The sequence below is a fragment of the Pseudomonas sp. ZL2 genome, from assembly GCF_054788455.1.
In genome coordinates, this window is sequence record NZ_JBGOGX010000015.1 from 84967 (window position 1) to 103883 (window position 18917).

The window sequence follows — 18917 nt, forward strand, 5'->3', positions numbered from 1 at the left end:
GCTGCCTCAGGCCGAGGCGGCGTTGTAGAACAGCTCGCTGCTCTTCTGTTCCACCAGGGCCTGTTCGATGGCGGCCTGATGGACTTCGTCGGCGTGCTCTTCACGGGCTTCGGGCTGGATACCCAGGCGCGCGAACAGCTGCATGTCCTTGTCGGCTTGCGGGTTGGCGGTGGTCAGCAGTTTCTCGCCGTAGAAGATCGAGTTGGCGCCAGCAAAGAACGCCAGGGCCTGCATCTGCTCGTTCATCGCTTCACGGCCAGCGGACAGCCGCACGTGGGACTTGGGCATGAGGATCCGGGCCACGGCGAGCATACGGATGAAGTCGAACGGGTCGACTTCTTCGGCGTTCTCCAGCGGGGTGCCGGCGACTTTCACCAGCATGTTAATCGGTACCGACTCCGGGTGCTCCGGCAGGTTGGCCAGCTGGATCAGCAGGCCTGCGCGGTCGTCCAGCGACTCGCCCATGCCGAGGATACCGCCCGAGCAGATCTTCATTCCGGCATCACGCACATAGGCCAGGGTCTGCAGGCGATCGCTGTAGGTGCGGGTGGTGATGATGCTGCCGTAGAACTCCGGCGAGGTGTCGAGGTTGTGGTTGTAGTAGTCCAGCCCGGCCTCGGCCAGCGCCTGGGTTTGCTCCAGGTCGAGCTTGCCGAGGGTCATGCAGGTTTCCAGGCCCATGGCCTTGACCCCTTTGACCATCTGCAGCACGTAGGGCATGTCTTTGGCGGACGGATGCTTCCACGCCGCCCCCATGCAGAAGCGGGTCGAGCCGATGGCCTTGGCCCGGGCTGCCTCTTCGAGGACCTTCTGCACTTCCATCAGCTTCTGTTTTTCCAGCCCGGTGTTGTAGTGGCCGGACTGCGGACAATATTTGCAATCTTCCGGGCAGGCGCCGGTCTTGATCGACAGCAGGGTCGAGACCTGCACGCGGTTGGCGTCGAAATGCGCGCGGTGCACGGTTTGCGCCTGGAACAGCAAGTCATTGAACGGCTGCTGGAACAGGGCTTTGACCTCGGCCAGGGACCAGTCGTGACGTGTTGTTGCAGTTGTGCTGGCGCTCATCGGCGATTCCTTGTTTAGGCTTGTACTGGCGCCGGCACAGGAAACCCCGCCAGCGCATCACGGATAGCTCGCATAGTTAAGGAAGGCTGATGCACTGTCAACCACAACTCAAAACACTGGTTTACAATTGGCTATTTAATAACCATACATGCCTACTCTGCAATGAAGCGGCCGAGCAGCCCTACCCCCTGTGCGTCGCCTGCGAAAGCGAACTGCCCTGGCTGGATGATCGCTGCCAGGTGTGTGCCCTGCCGTTGCCCATACATGGCCTGGTCTGCGGCCAGTGCAGCCGGCGCCCGCCGGCCTTCTATCGGGTCGAGGCGCCCTGGCATTACGGGTTTCCGGTCGATGCGCTGGTTACCCGCTTCAAGCACAACAGCCAGTGGCCGCTGGGCCGCCTGCTCGCGCAACTGCTCGGGCGCTGGTTGATCCACCGCTTTGACGAAGGGCTACCGCGCCCGGCCTTGTTGCTGCCGGTACCGCTGTCACGGCGGCGTTTGCGTCAACGCGGCTACAACCAGGCGGGCATGCTGGGCAACTGGCTGGCGCAACAGCTGGGTATAAGCTGCAGCGAACAGGTACTCACTCGCACCCTCGATACCCCGGCCCAGCAAGGCCTCAAGGCCAAGGCACGCAAACGCAACCTGCGCCAGGCCTTCGCCGTGCACGACAGCAGCCTGATTGCCGGGCGTCATGTAGCGCTGGTGGATGACGTACTGACCACTGGCGCCACTGCCCAGGCATTGGCCAGCCTGCTGCTCAAGGCGGGTGCCCGACGGGTCGATGTCTATTGTCTGGCACGCACCGCCAAGCCCGGCAGCGCTTGACTTGAACGCGGGGTGCGGGCACTTTCGGGCTGTTTCCTTTCAGGTGCCCGTTACCGCTTATGTCTCTGCCTGCCCTGCTCACCCAGCACATCGTCCGCCGCCCGCAGCGTATTGCCTTGCTGCAACACATTGCCGAACAAGGTTCGATCACCCGTGCGGCAAAAAGCGCCGGCATGAGTTACAAGGCGGCCTGGGATGCAATCGACGAACTCAACAACCTGGCGGCCAGCCCGCTGGTCGAGCGCAGTGTTGGCGGTCGCGGTGGTGGTGGAGCAAAACTGTCTGCCGAAGGCCAACGGGTGCTGCGTCTGTACCAGCGCTTGCAGGCCCTGCAGGCGCAGATCCTTGAAGCCGCCGAGGACGCCAGCGATCTCGACCTGCTCGGCCGCCTGATGCTGCGCACCAGCGCGCGCAACCAGCTGCACGGGCGCATCAGCTCGATTGAAGCCCAGGGCCGCTATGACCGCATCAGCCTGACCCTGGCGGGCGAACTGCGCATTGATGCCGAGATCACCCACGACAGCACCGGCCGCCTGGAACTGACCCCCGGTACCGCCGTCGTGGCGCTGATCAAGGCTGGCTGGCTCGAGTTGCTGGGCCTCGACCAACAGCCTGCCGAGGGCTACAACTGTTTGCCGGTCAAGGTCGATGCCTTGCTTGATGACGCCGAAGGCCCCACCGAAGTGCGTCTGGCACTGGCCAGCGGGCAAACCCTTTGCGCCTTCGCTGAAGCACACTGGCTGAAGGACCATCAGGTCGTTGTAGGCAGCGACTTGCAAGTGCAATTCCAACCTTCCTACGTGCTTCTCGGAACTCCTCTATAAAACTGCCACAAAACCGTCATGCACCCTGACTAAGGTGACTGCCAAACCCGCAGGAAGCCTGTCATGCACCTATTAGAAGAACATCAGCCAACCGACCTTGAACACCTGACCCGTCTCAGCCGCCGCCGCTTCATCGGCGCTGGCGCCTTGTGCGGCGCAGCGCTGTTTCTCGGTGGCAATCTGCTCAGCCGCAGCGTACTGGCGGCCAGCGTCAGCGCCGGCGGCAGCAGCCTGCTGGGCTTTGCCAGCATCCCCGCCGCCACCGCCGACAGCATCAGCCTGCCGCCAGGCTACAAGGCCCGGGTACTGATCAGTTGGGGCCAACCGCTGCATGCCGACGCCCCGGCCTTCGACCCTTCCGGCAATGGTAGCGCCCTGGCCCAGGAACTGCAGTTCGGTGACCACAACGACGGCATGAGCCTGTTTCCCTTCCCCGGCGACGACGACCGCGCCTTGATGGCGATCAACAACGAGTACACCAACTACCGCTACCTGTTCAGCCATGGCGGCAAGCCGGCCTCTGCTGAAGAGGTGCACAAGGCCCAGGCCGCCGAAGGGGTGTCGGTGATCGAAGTGCAGCGCCGTGATGGCCAGTGGCAGTTCGTCCAGGACTCACCCTACAACCGGCGTATCCATGGCAACACACCCATCAGCCTGAATGGCCCGGCCGCCGGCGATGCACTGCTCAGAACCGCGGCCGACAACAGCGGGCGCAAGGCGCTGGGCACCTTCCAGAACTGCGCCAACGGCAAGACGCCGTGGGGTACTTACCTGACCTGCGAAGAGAACTTCACCGACTGCTTCGGCAGCAGCGATTCATCCCAGGCCTTCGACGCCGCACAGAAGCGCTACGGTGCCTCGCTCACCGGCAAGGAGGTCGACTGGCACCAGCACGACCCGCGCTTCGACCTGGCCAAGAACCCCAACGAACTGAACCGTCATGGCTGGGTGGTGGAAATCGATCCGTTCGATCCGCAATCGACTCCAGTCAAACGCACCGCCCTGGGCCGTTTCAAGCACGAGAACGCCGCTCTGGCCGAAACCCGCGACGGCCGCGCGGTGGTGTACATGGGCGACGATGAGCGTGGCGAGTTCATCTACAAGTTCATCAGCCGCGATCGCATCGACCACAAGAACGCCAACGCCAACCGCAACCTGCTGGACCACGGCACCTTGTATGTGGCGCGCTTCGACGATGGCGACCATAACCTTGATCATCCGCGCGGCAAGGGCCAATGGCTGGAGCTGACCCATGGCAAGAACGGCCTCAACGCCGCCAACGGTTTTGCCAGCCAGGCCCAGGTACTGATCCATGCGCGCCTGGCCGCCAGCCACCTCAAGGCCACGCGCATGGACCGCCCGGAGTGGATCGTGGTCAGCCCCAGGGACGGCCAGGTCTATTGCACCCTGACCAACAACGTCAAACGCGGTGAAGAAGGCCAGCCAGTCGGCGGCCCCAACCCGCGCGAGAAGAACGTCTACGGGCAGATCCTGCGCTGGCGCGAAAGCGCCGATGACCATGGCGCGATGAGCTTCGACTGGGACCTGTTTGTAGTAGCGGGTAATCCGGCCGTGCATGCCGGTGATGCCAAGGCAGGTTCCGCCAACATCACCCCACAGAACATGTTCAACAGCCCTGATGGCCTGGGCTTCGATGCCGATGGCCGCTTGTGGATCCTGACTGACGGCGATTACAGCAACAATGGTGACTTTGCCGGCATGGGCAACAACCAGATGCTCTGCGCCGACCCGGCCAGTGGTGAGATCCGCCGCTTCATGGTCGGGCCGGTGGCGTGCGAAGTGACGGGGATCGCCTTTGCTCCGGATCAGCGCACCTTGTTCGTCGGTATTCAGCATCCGGGGGAAACCGGTGGCTCGACCTTTCCCGAGCACCTGCCCGACGGTAAGCCGCGCTCCTCGGTGATGGCGATCAGCAGGGAGGATGGCGGGATCGTTGGGGGTTGAGTCTGTGCAGCCCAATCTATAGGAGCGGCGATGCGGCGACCCGACGTACCCCGCGATGACCCCAGTGCAGACGGCACATCAGGTGGTGTCTGCATCGCGGGGCAAGCCCGCTCCCACACGAGCCGCCGATGTGCGATACCATGCAGGGAACCGCACAGCAGGAGCGAGCATGTCCCACCCCTTTGAAACACTCACCCCCGACCTGGTCCTCGACGCCGTGGAAAGCATCGGCTTTCTCAGCGACGCCCGGGTGCTGGCACTGAACAGCTACGAGAACCGGGTCTACCAGGTGGGTATCGAAGGGGCTGAACCACTGATCGCCAAGTTCTACCGCCCGGACCGCTGGACCGACGCGGCGATCCTCGAGGAGCACAGCTTTACCGCTGAACTGGCCGAATGCGAAGTGCCGGTGGTCGCGCCACTTGTCCACAACGACAAGACCCTGTTCGAACACAGCGGCTTTCGCTTCACCCTGTTCCCGCGCCGCGGTGGCCGTGCACCAGAGCCGGGCAACCTCGATCAGCTGTATCGCCTTGGGCAACTGCTCGGCCGTCTGCATGGGGTCGGCGCCACCCGCTCGTTCGAGCACCGTGAAGCACTGGCCGTGGATAACTTCGGCCACGCCTCGCTCAATACCCTGCTCGAAGGCAACTTCATCCCCAAAAGCCTGCTGCCGGCCTTCGAGTCGGTGGCCCGCGACCTGCTCAAGCGGGTCGAGGCGGTTTACGCCAGCACCCCGCACCAGGTCATTCGCCTGCACGGCGACTGCCACCCGGGCAACATGATGTGCCGCGACGAGGTGTTTCACATCGTCGACCTCGATGACTGCCGCACGGGCCCGGCGGTCCAGGATTTGTGGATGATGCTTGCCGGCGATCGCCACGAGCGCCTGGGCCAGTTGGCCGAGCTGATGGATGGCTACAACGAGTTCCACGATTTTGATCCGCGCGAGCTGGCCCTGATCGAACCCCTGCGCGCCCTGCGCCTGTTGCACTACAGTGCCTGGCTGGCCCGGCGCTGGGACGACCCGGCGTTCCCGCGCAGCTTCCCCTGGTTCGGCCAGGAGCGTTACTGGGGCGACCAGATCCTCGCCCTGCGTGAGCAAATGGCGGCACTGGATGAAGAACCGCTGAAATTGTTCTGAAGCGTGCGCGAGTCTGTCTACAATAGCCCCCTGCTTTTAGATAGCTGCCTAAGCAAGGAATCTGCATGCACGCCGCCAACCCGCGCCGCGGGTACATCCTGGGCCTGAGCGCCTACATCATCTGGGGTTTGTTCCCGCTCTACTTCAAAGCGCTGCAAAGCGTTCCCGCCGTGGAAATCATCGTCCACCGGGTGCTCTGGTCAGCCCTGTTCGGCTCGTTGCTGCTGCTGGTCTGGAAACATCCTGGCTGGTTGCGCGAGCTGCGCGACAACCCCAAACGCCTGGCAATCCTGGCCCTGAGTGGCTCGCTGATCGCCGGCAACTGGCTGACCTACGTGTGGTCGGTCAACAACGGGCGCATGCTCGAAGCCAGCCTGGGCTACTACATCAACCCATTGGTCAATGTGTTGCTGGGCATGCTCTTGCTCGGTGAGCGCCTGCGCCGCCTGCAGTGGGTAGCCGTGGGCCTGGCTGCACTCGGGGTGGCCCAGCAGGTCTGGCAGGTCGGCAGCCTGCCCTGGGTATCGCTGGTGCTGGCACTGAGCTTCGGCTTCTACGGCCTGATCCGCAAACAGGCGCCGGTCGCCGCCCTGCCCGGGCTGGTGGTGGAAACCTGGATGCTGGTACCGCTGGCCATCGGCTGGATGCTGCTCAACCCCATGGCCCACAGCGCCCAGGCGAGCTTCTACACCAGCAGCGAAGCCCTGTGGCTGATAGCCGCCGGCCCGGTGACACTGGTGCCACTTGTGTGTTTCAACGCCGCCGCCCGGCATCTGCCTTACACCACCCTGGGCTTCCTGCAATACCTGGCGCCTACCCTGGTACTGCTGCAGGCGGTGTGGCTGTTTGGCGAGCATCTGTCGAGCAGCACCCTGGTGGCCTTCATGTTCATCTGGGCGGGCCTGGCGCTGTACAGCGTGGATGCCTGGCTGAGCCTGCGCCGGCGCAGCTGATCAAAAAACGTACAAAGCCATGCAGGCCACGCAATTAGTGGCCTGCAGCGACATCTCCCAAGGTTATCCACAGGCGCATCCCCGATAAACCGGGATAACTAATCCTCAGGGCGCAGGTTCAATTCCACCATCAGGTCGTCGGCCAACGCCTCCAGTTTGCCCTGCAAGACATCCAGCGACAGTGTCAGCGGCACGGCCAGCAAGGCATCGGCATGGAACAGCGGCTCGCTGCTCATCGGCGCCGGGCGCACCTCGGTGGTCAGGCGCTCGACGTTGACGCCCTGGTCGGCCAGCAAGCGGGTAATGTCGCGGACGATACCCGGGCGGTCATTGCCCACCAGTTCCATGGCGATCGGCTTCCAGGTGCAGGACGGCTCGATGCCGCTTTCGGCGATCAGCACACGAATGTCATACTTGCCCAGGGCCTGCAGCGCCTCGACCAGCCCATCGTAGGACTCGGCCGGCACCGCCACCTTGAGAATGCCGGCAAATTGCCCGGCCATCCGCGACATGCGGCTCTCCAACCAGTTACCGTTATGCTCGGCAATACATTCAGCGATACGCTCGACCTGCCCGGCCTTATCGGGGGCGATCACTGTCAATACGAGATGATCCACGCGGCAACCCTCTGCTTTTAACGTTCAGCCCCGAAATCAAAGGGCGCGGAGAAAGTATAGGCAAGGCGCGGCAACCTGCCGCAGGAGCTTCGAATGACTAATCGTGTACTGTTTCAAGATTTATCTGGAACAATCTGCCGGTTTTTTGAGAACATACCGATTCCCAGCGTGACCCTATGCGACCAATTGGTCGCAGAACGACGTATTTAGTCTAATTTTCACAACCGCAGCGCATCATGTAGTATGCCGCAGCGCGGACTACAAAACGTTGGATCGATGTCTGCCAATGCGCCTGTGAAAATACGCCAACGCCCGCCAGCCTGTCTGGCAGGCCGCACCCAGCCGCCCGCGAGGGCATGTTCTGGTGCCGTGTTTAGAGAAGCGCGCAAGGCTTAAATAGAAGAGCTGAATAGCTGAGCAGAGTGAGGCAAGCAATGACTGAACACGTTCAAGTCGGTGGCCTTCAGGTCGCCAAAGTCCTGTTCGACTTCGTGAACAACGAAGCCATTCCCGGAACCGGCGTCAACGCCGAACAATTCTGGGTGGGTGCGGAAAAGATCATCAACGACCTCGCTCCAAAGAACAAAGCACTGCTGGCCAAACGTGACGCACTGCAGGCGCAGATCGACGCCTGGCACCAGGCGCGCAAAGGCCAGGCTCACGATGCCGTGGCTTACAAAGCCTTCCTTCAGGACATCGGTTACCTGCTGCCAGAAGCGGCAGACTTCCAGGCCTCGACCCAGAACGTCGACGACGAAATCGCTCGCATGGCCGGCCCGCAGCTGGTGGTGCCGGTCATGAACGCCCGCTTTGCCCTGAACGCCTCCAACGCCCGTTGGGGTTCGCTGTACGACGCGCTGTATGGCACCGACGCCATCAGCGAAGCCGGCGGCGCGGAGAAAGGCAAAGGCTACAACAAGGTTCGCGGCGACAAGGTAATTGCCTTCGCCCGTGCCTTCCTCGACGAATCGGCGCCACTGGCTGCTGGTTCCCATGTCGATTCCAGCGCTTACCGCATCGAAGGCGGCAAGCTGGTGGTCGCCCTCAAGGGTGGCAGCAACAGCGGCCTGCGCGATGACGCCCAGCTGATCGGTTACCAGGGCGACGCCTCGGCGCCGACCGCGATCCTGCTCAAGCACAACGGCCTGCACTTCGAAATCCAGATCGACGCCAGCACCCCGGTCGGCCAGACCGATGCCGCCGGTGTCAAAGACGTGCTGATGGAAGCCGCCCTGACCACCATCATGGACTGCGAAGACTCGGTCGCTGCCGTCGATGCCGACGACAAAGTGGTGATCTACCGCAACTGGCTGGGCCTGATGAATGGCGACCTGGCCGAAAGCGTCAGCAAAGGTGGCCAGACCTTCACCCGGACCATGAACCCGGACCGCGAGTACACCGCGCCAAACGGTGGCTCGGTCAGCCTGCACGGCCGTTCGCTGCTGTTCGTGCGCAACGTCGGTCACCTGATGACCATCGATGCCATCCTCGACAAGGACGGCAACGAAGTGCCGGAAGGTATCCTCGATGGCCTGGTCACCAGCCTGGCTTCGATCCACAACCTCAACGGCAATACCAGCCGCAAGAACAGCCGCACCGGCTCCATGTACATCGTCAAACCGAAGATGCATGGCCCGGAAGAAGCAGCGTTCACCAACGAACTGTTCGGCCGTATCGAAGATGCCCTGGGCCTCAAGCGCAACACCCTGAAGGTCGGCATCATGGACGAGGAGCGCCGCACCACGGTCAACCTCAAGGCCTGCATCAAGGCTGCCAGTGAGCGCGTGGTGTTCATCAACACCGGCTTCCTCGACCGTACCGGTGACGAGATCCATACCTCCATGGAAGCCGGCGCCGTGGTGCGCAAAGGTGCCATGAAGACCCAGAAGTGGATCGGCGCCTACGAGAACTCCAACGTCGACATCGGCCTGGCCACCGGCCTGCAAGGCCGCGCCCAGATCGGTAAAGGCATGTGGGCCATGCCGGACCTGATGGCCGACATGCTCGAGCAGAAGATCGCTCACCCGCTGGCCGGTGCCAACACCGCCTGGGTGCCATCGCCGACGGCCGCAGCGCTGCACGCCCTGCACTACCACAAGGTTGACGTGTTCGCCCGTCAGGCGGAACTGGCCAAGCGCGCACCGGCTTCGGTCGATGACATCCTGACCATCCCGCTGGCGGCCGACACGAACTGGTCGGACGAAGAAAAACGCAACGAGCTGGACAACAACGCCCAGGGCATCCTTGGTTATGTCGTGCGCTGGATCGACCAGGGTGTCGGTTGCTCGAAAGTGCCGGACATCAACGATGTCGGCCTGATGGAAGACCGCGCCACCCTGCGGATTTCCGCGCAGTTGCTGGCCAACTGGCTGCGTCACGGCGTGGTCAGCGAAGCGCAGATCCTCGAAAGCCTCAAGCGCATGGCGCCGGTGGTCGACAAGCAGAACGCCAACGACCCGCTGTACCGCCCGCTGGCACCGGACTTCGACAACAACATCGCCTTCCAGGCGGCGGTCGAACTGGTCGTCGAAGGCACCAAGCAACCGAACGGTTACACCGAGCCGGTGCTGCATCGTCGTCGTCGTGAGTTCAAGGCCAGGAACGGCCTGTAGCATCCTCGGGGGCTGCTTTGCAGCCCCATCGCCGGCAAGCCAGCTCCCACAGGGTCGGTGAATGCAGTACCTGTGGGAGCTGGCTTGCCAGCGATGAGGCCAGACCTGCCTAAGAAATCCCCAGCTCCCTGCGCACCAACTCCACCAGTTTGTCCAGATCGATCGGCTTGAGCAGAAAGTCGACAACGCTCAAGTGCATCGCCTCGATGGCGTCCTGCACATCCGCAGCCCCTGACACGATGATGATCGGCATCGCCGCGCGCTCCGATTCGCGTATGTGTCGAATCAGCTCAAGACCACCGAAAGCGCCCATGCGCAGGTCGGTGATCACCAGGCCAATACCCCGTTCCTTGACCAGGCACTCCAGCGCCTGCTTGCCGCTGCTCGCGGTCAGGCACTTGATACGCTTGGAGCTCAGGTACCTGGCCAGGGCTTCGCGGGCCACACGGTTGTCATCAACGATCAATACCTTCAGCGGCGCAGCCGGTGGCGCCGTTACCGATGCCAGCGCCTCACGCTCGTCCTCGCTCAGTATGTCTTCATGGTCGGACATGGCTGCCTCATCATCAATGACCTGCAAAATGTCCTGTGAATCAGTTCAGACTGCATTCAGATTACTTGCAAACTGCCTTTCGTCGGGTAATTGACACATGACGCACTGCTTCAACACCCTGACGCGGTTTATAGACTTACGTCCAATGGGCACTGAGCACCCCGCGACCGACCATGAAGGTCGAAAACAACAAGGTCGATGATCACAGTTCGACACAAAGACGCGGTAATGCTCATGAGCAAAATGGACGCCTTCGCCCAGGCAGGAAAATCTGCAGTGATGCAGAACATCCAGGGGACCATGCAATTCTTGCAACGCTTTCCACCCTTCAATCAGATGGAGAATGCCCACCTGGCGTTTCTCGTCGAACAGTGCCAGCTGCGCTTCTATGCAGCCAATGACAGCATCATCAAGCCCGCTGACGGCCCGGTCGAGCACTTCTACATCGTCAAGCAAGGCCGTGTGGTCGGTGAGCGTCAGCACGTGACCCGCCCGGGCACCGAAACCACCTTCGAGATCACCAGCGGCGAGTGTTTCCCCCTCGCCGCCTTGCTCGGCGAACGGGCTACCCGCACCGAACACCTGGCAGGCGAAGACACCTTCTGCCTGCAATTGAACAAGGCCGCGTTCATCCGCCTGTTCACCCTCTCCGAAGCCTTCCGTGACTTCGCCCTGCGCGGGGTCAGCAGCCTGCTCGACCAGGTCAACCAGCAGGTCCAGCGTCGCGCCGTGGAAACCCTCGGCAACCAGTATTCGCTGAACACCCGCTTGGGCGAGCTGGCCATGCGTCATCCGGTGGTCTGCGATCCGGCTACGCCGCTGCGTGAAGCGGTGCGCCTGATGCACGAGCAGCAGGTCGGCAGCATTGTCATTGTCGACGAGCAGCGCTTTCCCATCGGCATCTTCACCCTGCGCGACCTGCGCCAGGTGGTGGCCGATGCCAGCGCCGACTTCGCCCAGCCGATCAGCCGGCACATGACCGCCTCGCCCTTCTACCTGAGCCCGCAAGCCAGTGCCTTCGATGCCGCCATCGCCATGACCGAGCGGCATATTGCCCACGTCTGCCTGGTCGAAGAGCGGCGCTTGTGTGGCGTGGTGTCGGAGCGAGACCTGTTCTCCCTGCAACGGGTTGACCTGGTGCACCTGGCGCGCACCATCCGCCACGCCAGCCGGGTCGAAAACCTGGTGTCACTGCGCGGCGAAATCAGCCAGTTGGTCGAGCGCATGCTGGCCCATGGCGCCTCGTCGACACAGATTACCCAGATCATTACCCTGCTCAACGACCACACCGTGTGCCGGGTGATCGAGCTGGCCATCGAAGACAAGGGCGACCCGGGCGTGCCGTTCAGCTGGCTGTGCTTCGGCAGTGAAGGCCGGCGTGAACAGACCCTGCACACCGACCAGGACAACGGCATCATTTTCGAAGCCCGCGATGCCGCCCATGCCGCCGAGATTCGCGGCCGCCTGCTGCCGCTGGCCCAGCACATCAACCAGGGCCTGGCGCAATGCGGCTTCAGCCTGTGCAAGGGCAACATCATGGCCGGCAACCCCGAGCTGTGCCTGTCCCGCGCCGAATGGGCAAGGCGCTTTGCCGCCTTCATTCGTGAAGCCACGCCGGAGAACCTGCTGGCTTCGAGCATCTACTTCGACCTGCGGGTGGTCTGGGGCGATGAGCAGGCCTGTGAACAACTGCGCCAGAGCATCCTTGAGCAGGTGGCCGACAACCGCCTGTTCCAGCGCATGATGGCTGACAACGCCCTGCGCCAGCGCCCGCCGGTGGGCCGTTTCCGAGAATTCGTGCTGACCCGCCAGGGTAACGACAAGGCCGCCACCCTCGATCTCAAGGTCCAGGGCCTGACGCCGTTCGTCGATGGCGCACGCTTGCTGGCCCTGGCCAACGGCATCGGCGCCAACAACACCCTGGAGCGCCTGCGCCAACTGGTGGCCAGGGAAGTGATCGACCCGCTCGACGGCGCCGCTTATGAAGAGGCCTACCACTTCATTCAGCAAACCCGTATGCAGCAACATCAACTACAGAGCCGGCAAAATCTGCCCTACTCCAACCGGGTCGACCCTGACAGCCTCAACCACTTGGACCGGCGCATTTTGCGCGAGTCCCTGCGCCAGGCGCAGCGCCTGCAAAGCAGCCTGGCCCTGCGGTACCAGCTATGAGCCTGTTTGCCTGGCTGCGCCCCAGCCCACCACGGCTCGACGAGCAACTGCGCCAGCGCGTGCAACAGCTGACTGCCCCGGCGCCGCTGGCCGAACATAGCCTGCGCCAGCAGCGCTGGGTGGTGCTCGACCTGGAAACCAGCGGCCTGAACCTCAACCGTGACCACGTGCTGTCGATTGGCGCGGTGGTGATCGAAGACGGTGCCATCGACTTCCGCCAGCAGTTCGAACGTACCCTGCACCAGCGCGACCACAAGCTCACCTCCAGTGTGCTGATCCACGGCCTGGGGCCCAGCGCCATCGCTGCTGGCTGTGACCCGGCCCAAGCCCTGCTTGAGCTGATGGACTTTATCGGCGACAGCCCGTTACTGGCCTTCCATGCGCCGTTCGATCAACGCATGCTCAGCCGCGCTTTGAAGGACCATCTCGGTTATCGCCTGCAGCACCCGTTCTTCGATGTCGCGGAACTGGCACCCCTGCTCAACCCGCAGATCACCCTGCGCGAAGCCGGGCTGGATGACTGGACCGCTTACTTCAACCTGGAAGCCGCCGAGCGCCACAACGCCAGTGCCGATGCCCTGGTCACCGCCGAGCTGGCGCTGATCCTGTTCAGCCAGGCCCGGCGCCAGCAACTGGACAGTCCGGCTCTGCTTGACCAACAGTTGCATCGCCTGCGCAGGCGTCGGCAACAAAGTCATGGCTTTTAAGCATCATCCGATGAGCGTGAATTGCGTCTGATGGGGAGCTTCTGCGACAATCGCGAATAATTCTCGTTAGTTAACGCATCTTTTCGGGGAACGCCTTGTCGTCTGTGCAAAGCCCACACACTGAGCTGGTCGGTACGCTGTACCGTGACCATCGCAGTTGGCTGCTCGCCTGGCTGCGACGCAATATCGCCTGCGCCGAGCGCGCCGAAGACCTGAGCCAGGACACCTTCGTGCGCCTGCTCGGGCGCGAGCAATTGCCTGCGCCACGCGAACCCCGGGCGTTCCTGCTGGCCATTGCCAGGGGCCTGCTGTTCGACCACTTTCGCCGCGCCGCACTGGAGCAGGCGTATCTGGCCGAGCTGATGCTGATCCCCGAAGCCGAGCAGCCCTCCCCCGAAGAACAACACTTGATCCTCGAAGACCTCAAGGCCATCGACCGCCTGCTTGGCAAGCTGTCGAGCAAGGCCCGGGCAGCATTCCTGTATAACCGCCTGGACGGCCTGGGCCATGCCGAGATCGCCGAACGCCTGGGCGTTTCCGTATCGCGGGTGCGCCAGTACCTGGCCCAGGGCATGCGCCAGTGCTACGTGGCGCTGTACGGTGAACCGACATGAATAACAAGCCGGTTTCGGCGCGGGTGCTGGATGCCGCGATCGCCTGGCAGCTGTGCCTGGACTCGGGCAGTGGCAGCACCGACGAACGCGCCGAGTTCGCCCGCTGGCATGCCGCCAACGAAGAACACGCGCGCGCCTGGATGCAACTGGGCATGCTCGACCAGCGCTTCAGCGCCGCGGCCGGCCCTGCGCGCCAGGCCCTGCTGCAATCACGCGCCGGTCTGCGCCAACGGGTACGCAAGCTGGGCAGCGGCCTGGCCAGCCTGGTGCTGGTGGTGGGTCTGCTGAGCTGGGTCAGTGCCCATCAGACGCTGGGCTACTGGCTGGCCGATCAACGCACCGGCACGGGTGAGCAGCGTACCTTGCGCCTCACCGATGGCACCCTGATCAGCCTCAACACCCATTCGGCAGTGGATATCCGCTTCGACGAGCAAGAGCGCCTGATCGTGTTGCACGAAGGTGAAATCTCTATCGAGACCGGCCACAAGGACGATCGCCCGTTTGTAGTCACTACCGAGGACGGCCGCATGCGCGCACTGGGTACGCGCTTCCTGGTCAGGCTCGAAGACCAGGGCACGCGCCTGAGCGTGCTGCAGTCGGCGGTGGCTGCCCGGCCGCAGAACAGCGGCGACGAGCAAATCTTCAAAGAAGGCCAGCAAGTGCTAATGAGCCACGACCGCTTGGGCCGGGCTGACGGCCTGGCCGCCGGTGCCGATGCCTGGACCCGCGGCATGCTGGTGGTCGACAACGTGCGCCTGGCCGATCTGGTCGACGAGCTGGGACGTTACCGCAGCGGGCATCTGGGGGTTGCTGCGGATGTAGCGGACCTGCGCATTACCGGCAGCTTCCCGCTCAACGATACCGACCTGGCGCTGACCTCGTTGCTGCCGACCTTGCCGGTGCAGATCGAACAGCGCACACCGTGGTGGGTGACGGTGGTAGCTAAACGCGATACGCACTGAGGGCCCGATGCGGGCCCTGTGGGAGCGGGCTTGCCCCGCGATAGGCATGAAATAGAAATCGAAATTATTTCCACTACCCCCTGACACTTTTCCCAACTCACTCGGCAAGGAAGCTAGTTAGCACTTACTTCCGTCGAGGAGCCGCTGTATGTCCCGCGCTTTTGAGAACTTCCTGCGTCCCAGCCTGCTGGCCGTGGCCATTGCCCTGACAGCGCCTCTGGCGAGTAGCCCGCTGATCGCCGCCGAGCAATCGGGCAACCTGCGCAGCTACAACCTGCCCGCAGCCCCGCTGTCCACCACGCTCAACCAGATCGCCAGCCAGGCCGGCATCGCCCTGGCCCTGGACCCAAGCCTGGCCAGCGGCCGCACCTCGGCGCCGGTCAGCGGCCAGTACGACGGCGTCGGCGCCCTGCAGGCGGCCCTGCGCGGCACCGGCCTGCAACTGCAACAGAGCAGCGCCGGCACCTATAGCCTGGTTGCGGCACCCGAAGGCACCCTGGCCCTGCCGGAAACCAGCGTCAATGCACGCAGCGACTATGAAAGCGCCTGGGGCCCGGCCACCGGCTTCACCGCCACCCGCACCGCAGCCGGGACCAAAACCGACACTCCGATCGTTGAAGTGCCGCGCTCGATGAGCGTGATCACCCGTGAGCAGCTGGACGACCGCCAGGTCCTCAACCTCAACGACGCCCTGCGCTACACCGCCGGCGTACAAAGCAGCGGTTACGGCTCCGACACCCGCGCCGACTGGCTGCGCGTGCGGGGTTTCGACCCGACCCAGTTCCTCGACGGCCTGCCGCTGCCGAAGGGCTCGTTCGCCAACCCGAAAGTCGAGCCGTGGAACCTGGAGCGCATCGCCGTGCTGCGTGGCCCGGCATCGTCGGTTTATGGCCAGACCCCACCCGGCGGCATGCTCGACATGGTCAGCCGTCGCCCCCAGGCTGAAAGCGCCCACCAGATCGAAGCTCAGGTCGGCAGCAACAACCACCGCCAGATCAACTTCGACAGCACCGGCAAGATCGATGACCAAGGCCAGTTCCTGTACCGTGTCAGCGGTGTCGTACGCGACAGTGGCGCGCCGACCGATCATGTTCCGGACAAGCGCTACAACCTCGCGCCAAGCCTGACCTGGAACATGGATGAAGACACCAGCCTGACCTTCATCACCCAGTTCACCCGTGACGATACCGGGATCAGCGGCCAGTTCCTGCCGCTGCAGGGCACCAAGCTGGGCTCGCCGGCCGGTGATATCTCCCACCACAAGAACCTCGGTGACCCGGACTGGGAATTCTACGACCGCACCTACTACGCCCTGGGCTATGCCTTCGAACACCGTCTGAACGATGTCTGGCAGTTCCGCCAGAACCTGCGCTACACCAAGAGCGACCTGTCGTTCCAGGGTATCAACGTCGCGACCATGAACAACGACACGATCCAGCCTGACGGCACCGTTCCTCGCGAGACCGGCATCGTCAACGAAGACATCAGCCAGTTCGCCGTCGACAACAACTTCCAGGCCGACTTCCAGACCGGCGCCCTGAGCCATACCCTGCTGATCGGCCTCGACCACCAGCGCTCGAACACCAACTACCGCTGGGACTACGGCCTGAGCCCGAGCGTGCCGCCAGGCAACGTGATCAACCCGCCGTACGGCCAGGACTTTTCCAAGGTGGATTACTTCACCATGTACGACTACGGCCAGAAAATCCGTCAGACCGGCTTCTACGTGCAAGACCAGATCGCCCTCGACAACTGGCGCCTGACCCTGGGCGGGCGTGAAGACTGGGTGCACACCGGCACCACCTTCCACAACCAGAACGATGCGACCAGCACCGAACGCGACAAGGCCTTCACCGGCAACGTCGGCCTGAGCTACGTGTTCGACAACGGCGTGACCCCGTACATCTCCTACACCGAGTCGTTCCAGCCGACTACCGGCGCCGCCGTCGCCTCCACGGATTCGTTCAAACCGACCGAAGGCCGCCAATACGAAGTCGGCATCAAGTACCAGCCGGTTGGCAGCAAGAACCTCTACACCGCAGCTGTGTATGACCTGCGCCAGGACAACGTGAAAGTCACCGAAGGCAACATCACCCAGCAGGTTGGCCAGTTGCAGGTTCGCGGCCTTGAGCTGGAGGCCACCACACAGGTGACCGAAAACCTCAAGCTGATCGGTTCCTACAGCTACACCGATACCGAGATCCTCAAGGGTGCGGCCAACGAGCAAGGCAACCGCATGGCGCTGATCCCGCGCAACCAGGCGACCCTGTGGGCCGACTACACCTGGCACAGCGGCCTGCTCGACGGCTTCGGCGTCGGCGGTGGCGTGCGTTATGTCGGTGACAACTACGGCAACACCACCAACACCGATCTCGGTTATGTCGGCTCCTACACCGTCTACGACGCGTCGGTGCACTACGACCTGGGCCGCAAGGTCAGCACGCTCAAGGGCATGACCGTCGCCGTCGAAGCCAAGAACCTGTTCAACAAGGACTACCTGGCCAACTGCGACGGTTACTGGTGCTACTACGGTGACGAGCGCAATGTGGTCGCCAGCGTCAATTACAAGTTCTAAGGCCGCGGATGAAAAGCCGAACCATCCGTCGCTGGTCCTTCGTTCACACCTGGACCAGCCTGATCTGCACCCTGTTCCTGCTGATGCTGGCAGTCACCGGCTTGCCGTTGATCTTTCATCACGAGATCGACCACCTGCTGGGCGATGCCCCCGAGCTCAAGCAGATGCCGGCCGACACACCCAAGCTCGATTTGCAGGAACTGGTGCTCAAGGCCCAGGCCCATCGCCCTGGCGAGGTGATGCAGTACTTCGGCTGGGATGAGGACGACAGCAACGGCGTGATCGCAATCATGGCCGCCACCGCAGGCACCGAGCCGAATTCGTCGCACACGTTCATGCTCGATGCACGCAGCGGCGAAGCGGTGGAAATGCCTTCGGCCAACGGCGGCTTCATGATGACCATGCTGCGCCTGCATGTGGACATGTTCGCCGGGCTGCCCGGCAAGCTGCTGCTGGCGTTCATGGGGCTGTTGTTCGTGGTGGCGATCATCTCCGGCGTGGTGCTCTATGCGCCGTTCATGCGCCGGCTGAAGTTCGCTACCGTGCGCAACGACAAGTCCACGCGCTTGCGCTGGCTCGACCTGCACAACCTGATCGGCATCGTCACCCTGACCTGGGCGCTGGTGGTTGGGGTTACCGGGGTCATCAGCGCCCTGTCGGATCTGGTCATCGCGGCGTGGCGCAACGAAAGCCTGACGGCGATGGTCGCGCCCTACCGCGATGCACCGCCGCTAACGGAGCTTGCGCCGGTCAGCCGCGTGCTGGATATCGCCGCCGACGCCGCACCGGGCATGCAACCGGACTTCATCGCTTTCCCCGGCACGCGTTTCTCCAGCGAGCATCACTATGCGGTGTTCATGAAGGGCAGCACACACCTGACCGCACACCTGCTGACCCCGGTGCTGATCGACGCCAGTAACCTTGAAGTCACCGCCATCGGTGACCGCCCCTGGTACATGGACGCCATGGGCCTGTCGCAGCCACTGCACTTCGGTGACTACGGCGGCCGGCCGATGCAGGTTCTCTGGGCAGTGCTGGATGTGCTGACCATCATCGTGCTGGGTAGCGGGGTGTACCTGTGGCTAGTGCGCCGGCGGGCCAGCAAGCCGGTGGCGGTGGCACAAGCGGAGACGGTGCAATGAAGCGCAAGTCGTCAGGTTTCTGGAGCGTGTTCGGTGTGCCAGTGGCGATAGCACTGATGGGCGCGCTGGGGCTGTTTGCCGCCTTGCTTGGCGATGGCTGGTGGGATGCGCTGGCCTGGGCGGGGTTGGGCTTGCCAGCGCTGTACAGCTTGCGCGGCTTGGCTCGATAGCAATCGCGGGGCAAG

The 18917-nt window shown here is 63.2% G+C and carries 16 protein-coding genes; 13 read left to right on the forward strand and 3 right to left on the reverse strand.

Going from position 1 to position 18917, the window contains the following annotated elements:
* Positions 1 to 6: 6 nt before the first annotated feature.
* Positions 7 to 1065, reverse strand: a complete 1059-nt coding sequence (bioB, locus tag ABM562_RS13230; RefSeq protein ID WP_010221404.1) for a biotin synthase BioB — start codon at positions 1063 to 1065, stop codon at positions 7 to 9.
* A gap of 89 nt (positions 1066 to 1154) precedes the next feature.
* On the opposite strand from bioB, the gene ABM562_RS13235 reads away from it, so the two are divergent.
* The 5 genes from ABM562_RS13235 to rarD all read left to right on the forward strand — a co-directional run bounded on the left by ABM562_RS13235 (position 1155) and on the right by rarD (position 6778).
* The gene (locus tag ABM562_RS13235; RefSeq protein ID WP_460422275.1) at positions 1155 to 1892 is read left to right on the forward strand and encodes a double zinc ribbon domain-containing protein; all 738 of its coding nucleotides are present in this window, start codon (positions 1155 to 1157) and stop codon (positions 1890 to 1892) included.
* Positions 1893 to 1951: 59 nt separating this feature from the next.
* Positions 1952 to 2716 carry a TOBE domain-containing protein gene (locus ABM562_RS13240; RefSeq protein WP_233674741.1) on the forward strand — a complete coding sequence of 255 codons (765 nt, stop codon included), beginning with the start codon at positions 1952 to 1954 and terminating at the stop codon, positions 2714 to 2716.
* A gap of 63 nt (positions 2717 to 2779) precedes the next feature.
* Positions 2780 to 4681 carry a PhoX family protein gene (locus ABM562_RS13245; RefSeq protein ID WP_134061254.1) on the forward strand — a complete coding sequence of 634 codons (1902 nt, stop codon included), beginning with the start codon at positions 2780 to 2782 and terminating at the stop codon, positions 4679 to 4681.
* 169 nt (positions 4682 to 4850) lie between these two features.
* Positions 4851 to 5825 (forward strand): serine/threonine protein kinase, encoded by a 975-nt coding sequence (locus tag ABM562_RS13250; protein WP_460422277.1) that lies wholly within the window; start codon positions 4851 to 4853, stop codon positions 5823 to 5825.
* A gap of 65 nt (positions 5826 to 5890) precedes the next feature.
* Positions 5891 to 6778, forward strand: coding sequence for an EamA family transporter RarD (gene rarD / locus ABM562_RS13255; protein ID WP_115084974.1), 888 nt, complete (start codon positions 5891 to 5893; stop codon positions 6776 to 6778).
* Positions 6779 to 6876: 98 nt separating this feature from the next.
* Here the strand turns inward: rarD and ABM562_RS13260 are convergent, their stop codons facing one another.
* Entirely contained in the window at positions 6877 to 7395 is a 519-nt protein-coding gene (locus ABM562_RS13260; RefSeq protein WP_460422279.1) for a glycine cleavage system transcriptional repressor, read from the reverse strand.
* 434 nt (positions 7396 to 7829) lie between these two features.
* Between ABM562_RS13260 and ABM562_RS13265 the strand changes: the two genes are divergently transcribed.
* Positions 7830 to 10007, forward strand: coding sequence for a malate synthase G (locus ABM562_RS13265; protein ID WP_460422281.1), 2178 nt, complete (start codon positions 7830 to 7832; stop codon positions 10005 to 10007).
* A 109-nt stretch (positions 10008 to 10116) separates the two neighbouring features.
* Here ABM562_RS13265 and ABM562_RS13270 read toward each other — a convergent pair whose 3' ends face one another.
* Positions 10117 to 10560: a response regulator gene (locus ABM562_RS13270; protein ID WP_115085005.1), complete on the reverse strand. Its 444-nt coding sequence runs from the start codon at positions 10558 to 10560 to the stop codon at positions 10117 to 10119.
* Between the two features lie 234 nt (positions 10561 to 10794).
* Between ABM562_RS13270 and ABM562_RS13275 the strand changes: the two genes are divergently transcribed.
* The 7 genes from ABM562_RS13275 to ABM562_RS13305 all read left to right on the forward strand — a co-directional run bounded on the left by ABM562_RS13275 (position 10795) and on the right by ABM562_RS13305 (position 18902).
* A complete protein-coding gene (locus ABM562_RS13275) occupies positions 10795 to 12732 on the forward strand; it encodes a DUF294 nucleotidyltransferase-like domain-containing protein (RefSeq protein ID WP_233674754.1) in 1938 nt (645 codons plus the stop codon).
* A complete protein-coding gene (locus ABM562_RS13280) occupies positions 12729 to 13439 on the forward strand; it encodes a 3'-5' exonuclease (RefSeq protein ID WP_115084971.1) in 711 nt (236 codons plus the stop codon). The genes ABM562_RS13275 and ABM562_RS13280 overlap by 4 nt, the downstream gene beginning before the upstream one ends.
* Before the next feature lie 95 nt (positions 13440 to 13534).
* Positions 13535 to 14053, forward strand: a complete 519-nt coding sequence (locus ABM562_RS13285; RefSeq protein ID WP_115084970.1) for an RNA polymerase sigma factor — start codon at positions 13535 to 13537, stop codon at positions 14051 to 14053.
* Positions 14050 to 15015, forward strand: coding sequence for a FecR domain-containing protein (locus ABM562_RS13290; protein WP_115084969.1), 966 nt, complete (start codon positions 14050 to 14052; stop codon positions 15013 to 15015). Before ABM562_RS13285 ends, ABM562_RS13290 begins: the two co-directional genes overlap by 4 nt.
* 148 nt (positions 15016 to 15163) lie before the next feature.
* A complete protein-coding gene (locus ABM562_RS13295; protein ID WP_258578499.1) occupies positions 15164 to 17590 on the forward strand; it encodes a TonB-dependent siderophore receptor in 2427 nt (808 codons plus the stop codon).
* 8 nt (positions 17591 to 17598) lie between these two features.
* Positions 17599 to 18732, forward strand: a complete 1134-nt coding sequence (locus ABM562_RS13300; protein WP_134061249.1) for a PepSY-associated TM helix domain-containing protein — start codon at positions 17599 to 17601, stop codon at positions 18730 to 18732.
* On the forward strand, positions 18729 to 18902 hold the full coding sequence (locus ABM562_RS13305; protein ID WP_460422284.1) for a hypothetical protein: 174 nt from the start codon (positions 18729 to 18731) through the stop codon (positions 18900 to 18902). Before ABM562_RS13300 ends, ABM562_RS13305 begins: the two co-directional genes overlap by 4 nt.
* Positions 18903 to 18917 lie beyond the last annotated feature (15 nt).

Coding starts and splice junctions, on each gene's coding strand:
- ABM562_RS13245 (WP_134061254.1), top strand. CDS start 2,780: ATGCACCTATTAGAAGAACATCAGCCAACCGACCTTGAACACCTGACC.
- ABM562_RS13270 (WP_115085005.1), bottom strand. CDS start 10,560: ATGTCCGACCATGAAGACATACTGAGCGAGGACGAGCGTGAGGCGCTG.
- ABM562_RS13240 (WP_233674741.1), top strand. CDS start 1,952: ATGTCTCTGCCTGCCCTGCTCACCCAGCACATCGTCCGCCGCCCGCAG.
- ABM562_RS13265 (WP_460422281.1), top strand. CDS start 7,830: ATGACTGAACACGTTCAAGTCGGTGGCCTTCAGGTCGCCAAAGTCCTG.
- ABM562_RS13305 (WP_460422284.1), top strand. CDS start 18,729: ATGAAGCGCAAGTCGTCAGGTTTCTGGAGCGTGTTCGGTGTGCCAGTG.
- ABM562_RS13300 (WP_134061249.1), top strand. CDS start 17,599: ATGAAAAGCCGAACCATCCGTCGCTGGTCCTTCGTTCACACCTGGACC.
- ABM562_RS13275 (WP_233674754.1), top strand. CDS start 10,795: ATGAGCAAAATGGACGCCTTCGCCCAGGCAGGAAAATCTGCAGTGATG.
- ABM562_RS13295 (WP_258578499.1), top strand. CDS start 15,164: ATGTCCCGCGCTTTTGAGAACTTCCTGCGTCCCAGCCTGCTGGCCGTG.
- ABM562_RS13235 (WP_460422275.1), top strand. CDS start 1,155: ATGCACTGTCAACCACAACTCAAAACACTGGTTTACAATTGGCTATTT.
- rarD (WP_115084974.1), top strand. CDS start 5,891: ATGCACGCCGCCAACCCGCGCCGCGGGTACATCCTGGGCCTGAGCGCC.
- ABM562_RS13250 (WP_460422277.1), top strand. CDS start 4,851: ATGTCCCACCCCTTTGAAACACTCACCCCCGACCTGGTCCTCGACGCC.
- ABM562_RS13280 (WP_115084971.1), top strand. CDS start 12,729: ATGAGCCTGTTTGCCTGGCTGCGCCCCAGCCCACCACGGCTCGACGAG.
- bioB (WP_010221404.1), bottom strand. CDS start 1,065: ATGAGCGCCAGCACAACTGCAACAACACGTCACGACTGGTCCCTGGCC.
- ABM562_RS13290 (WP_115084969.1), top strand. CDS start 14,050: ATGAATAACAAGCCGGTTTCGGCGCGGGTGCTGGATGCCGCGATCGCC.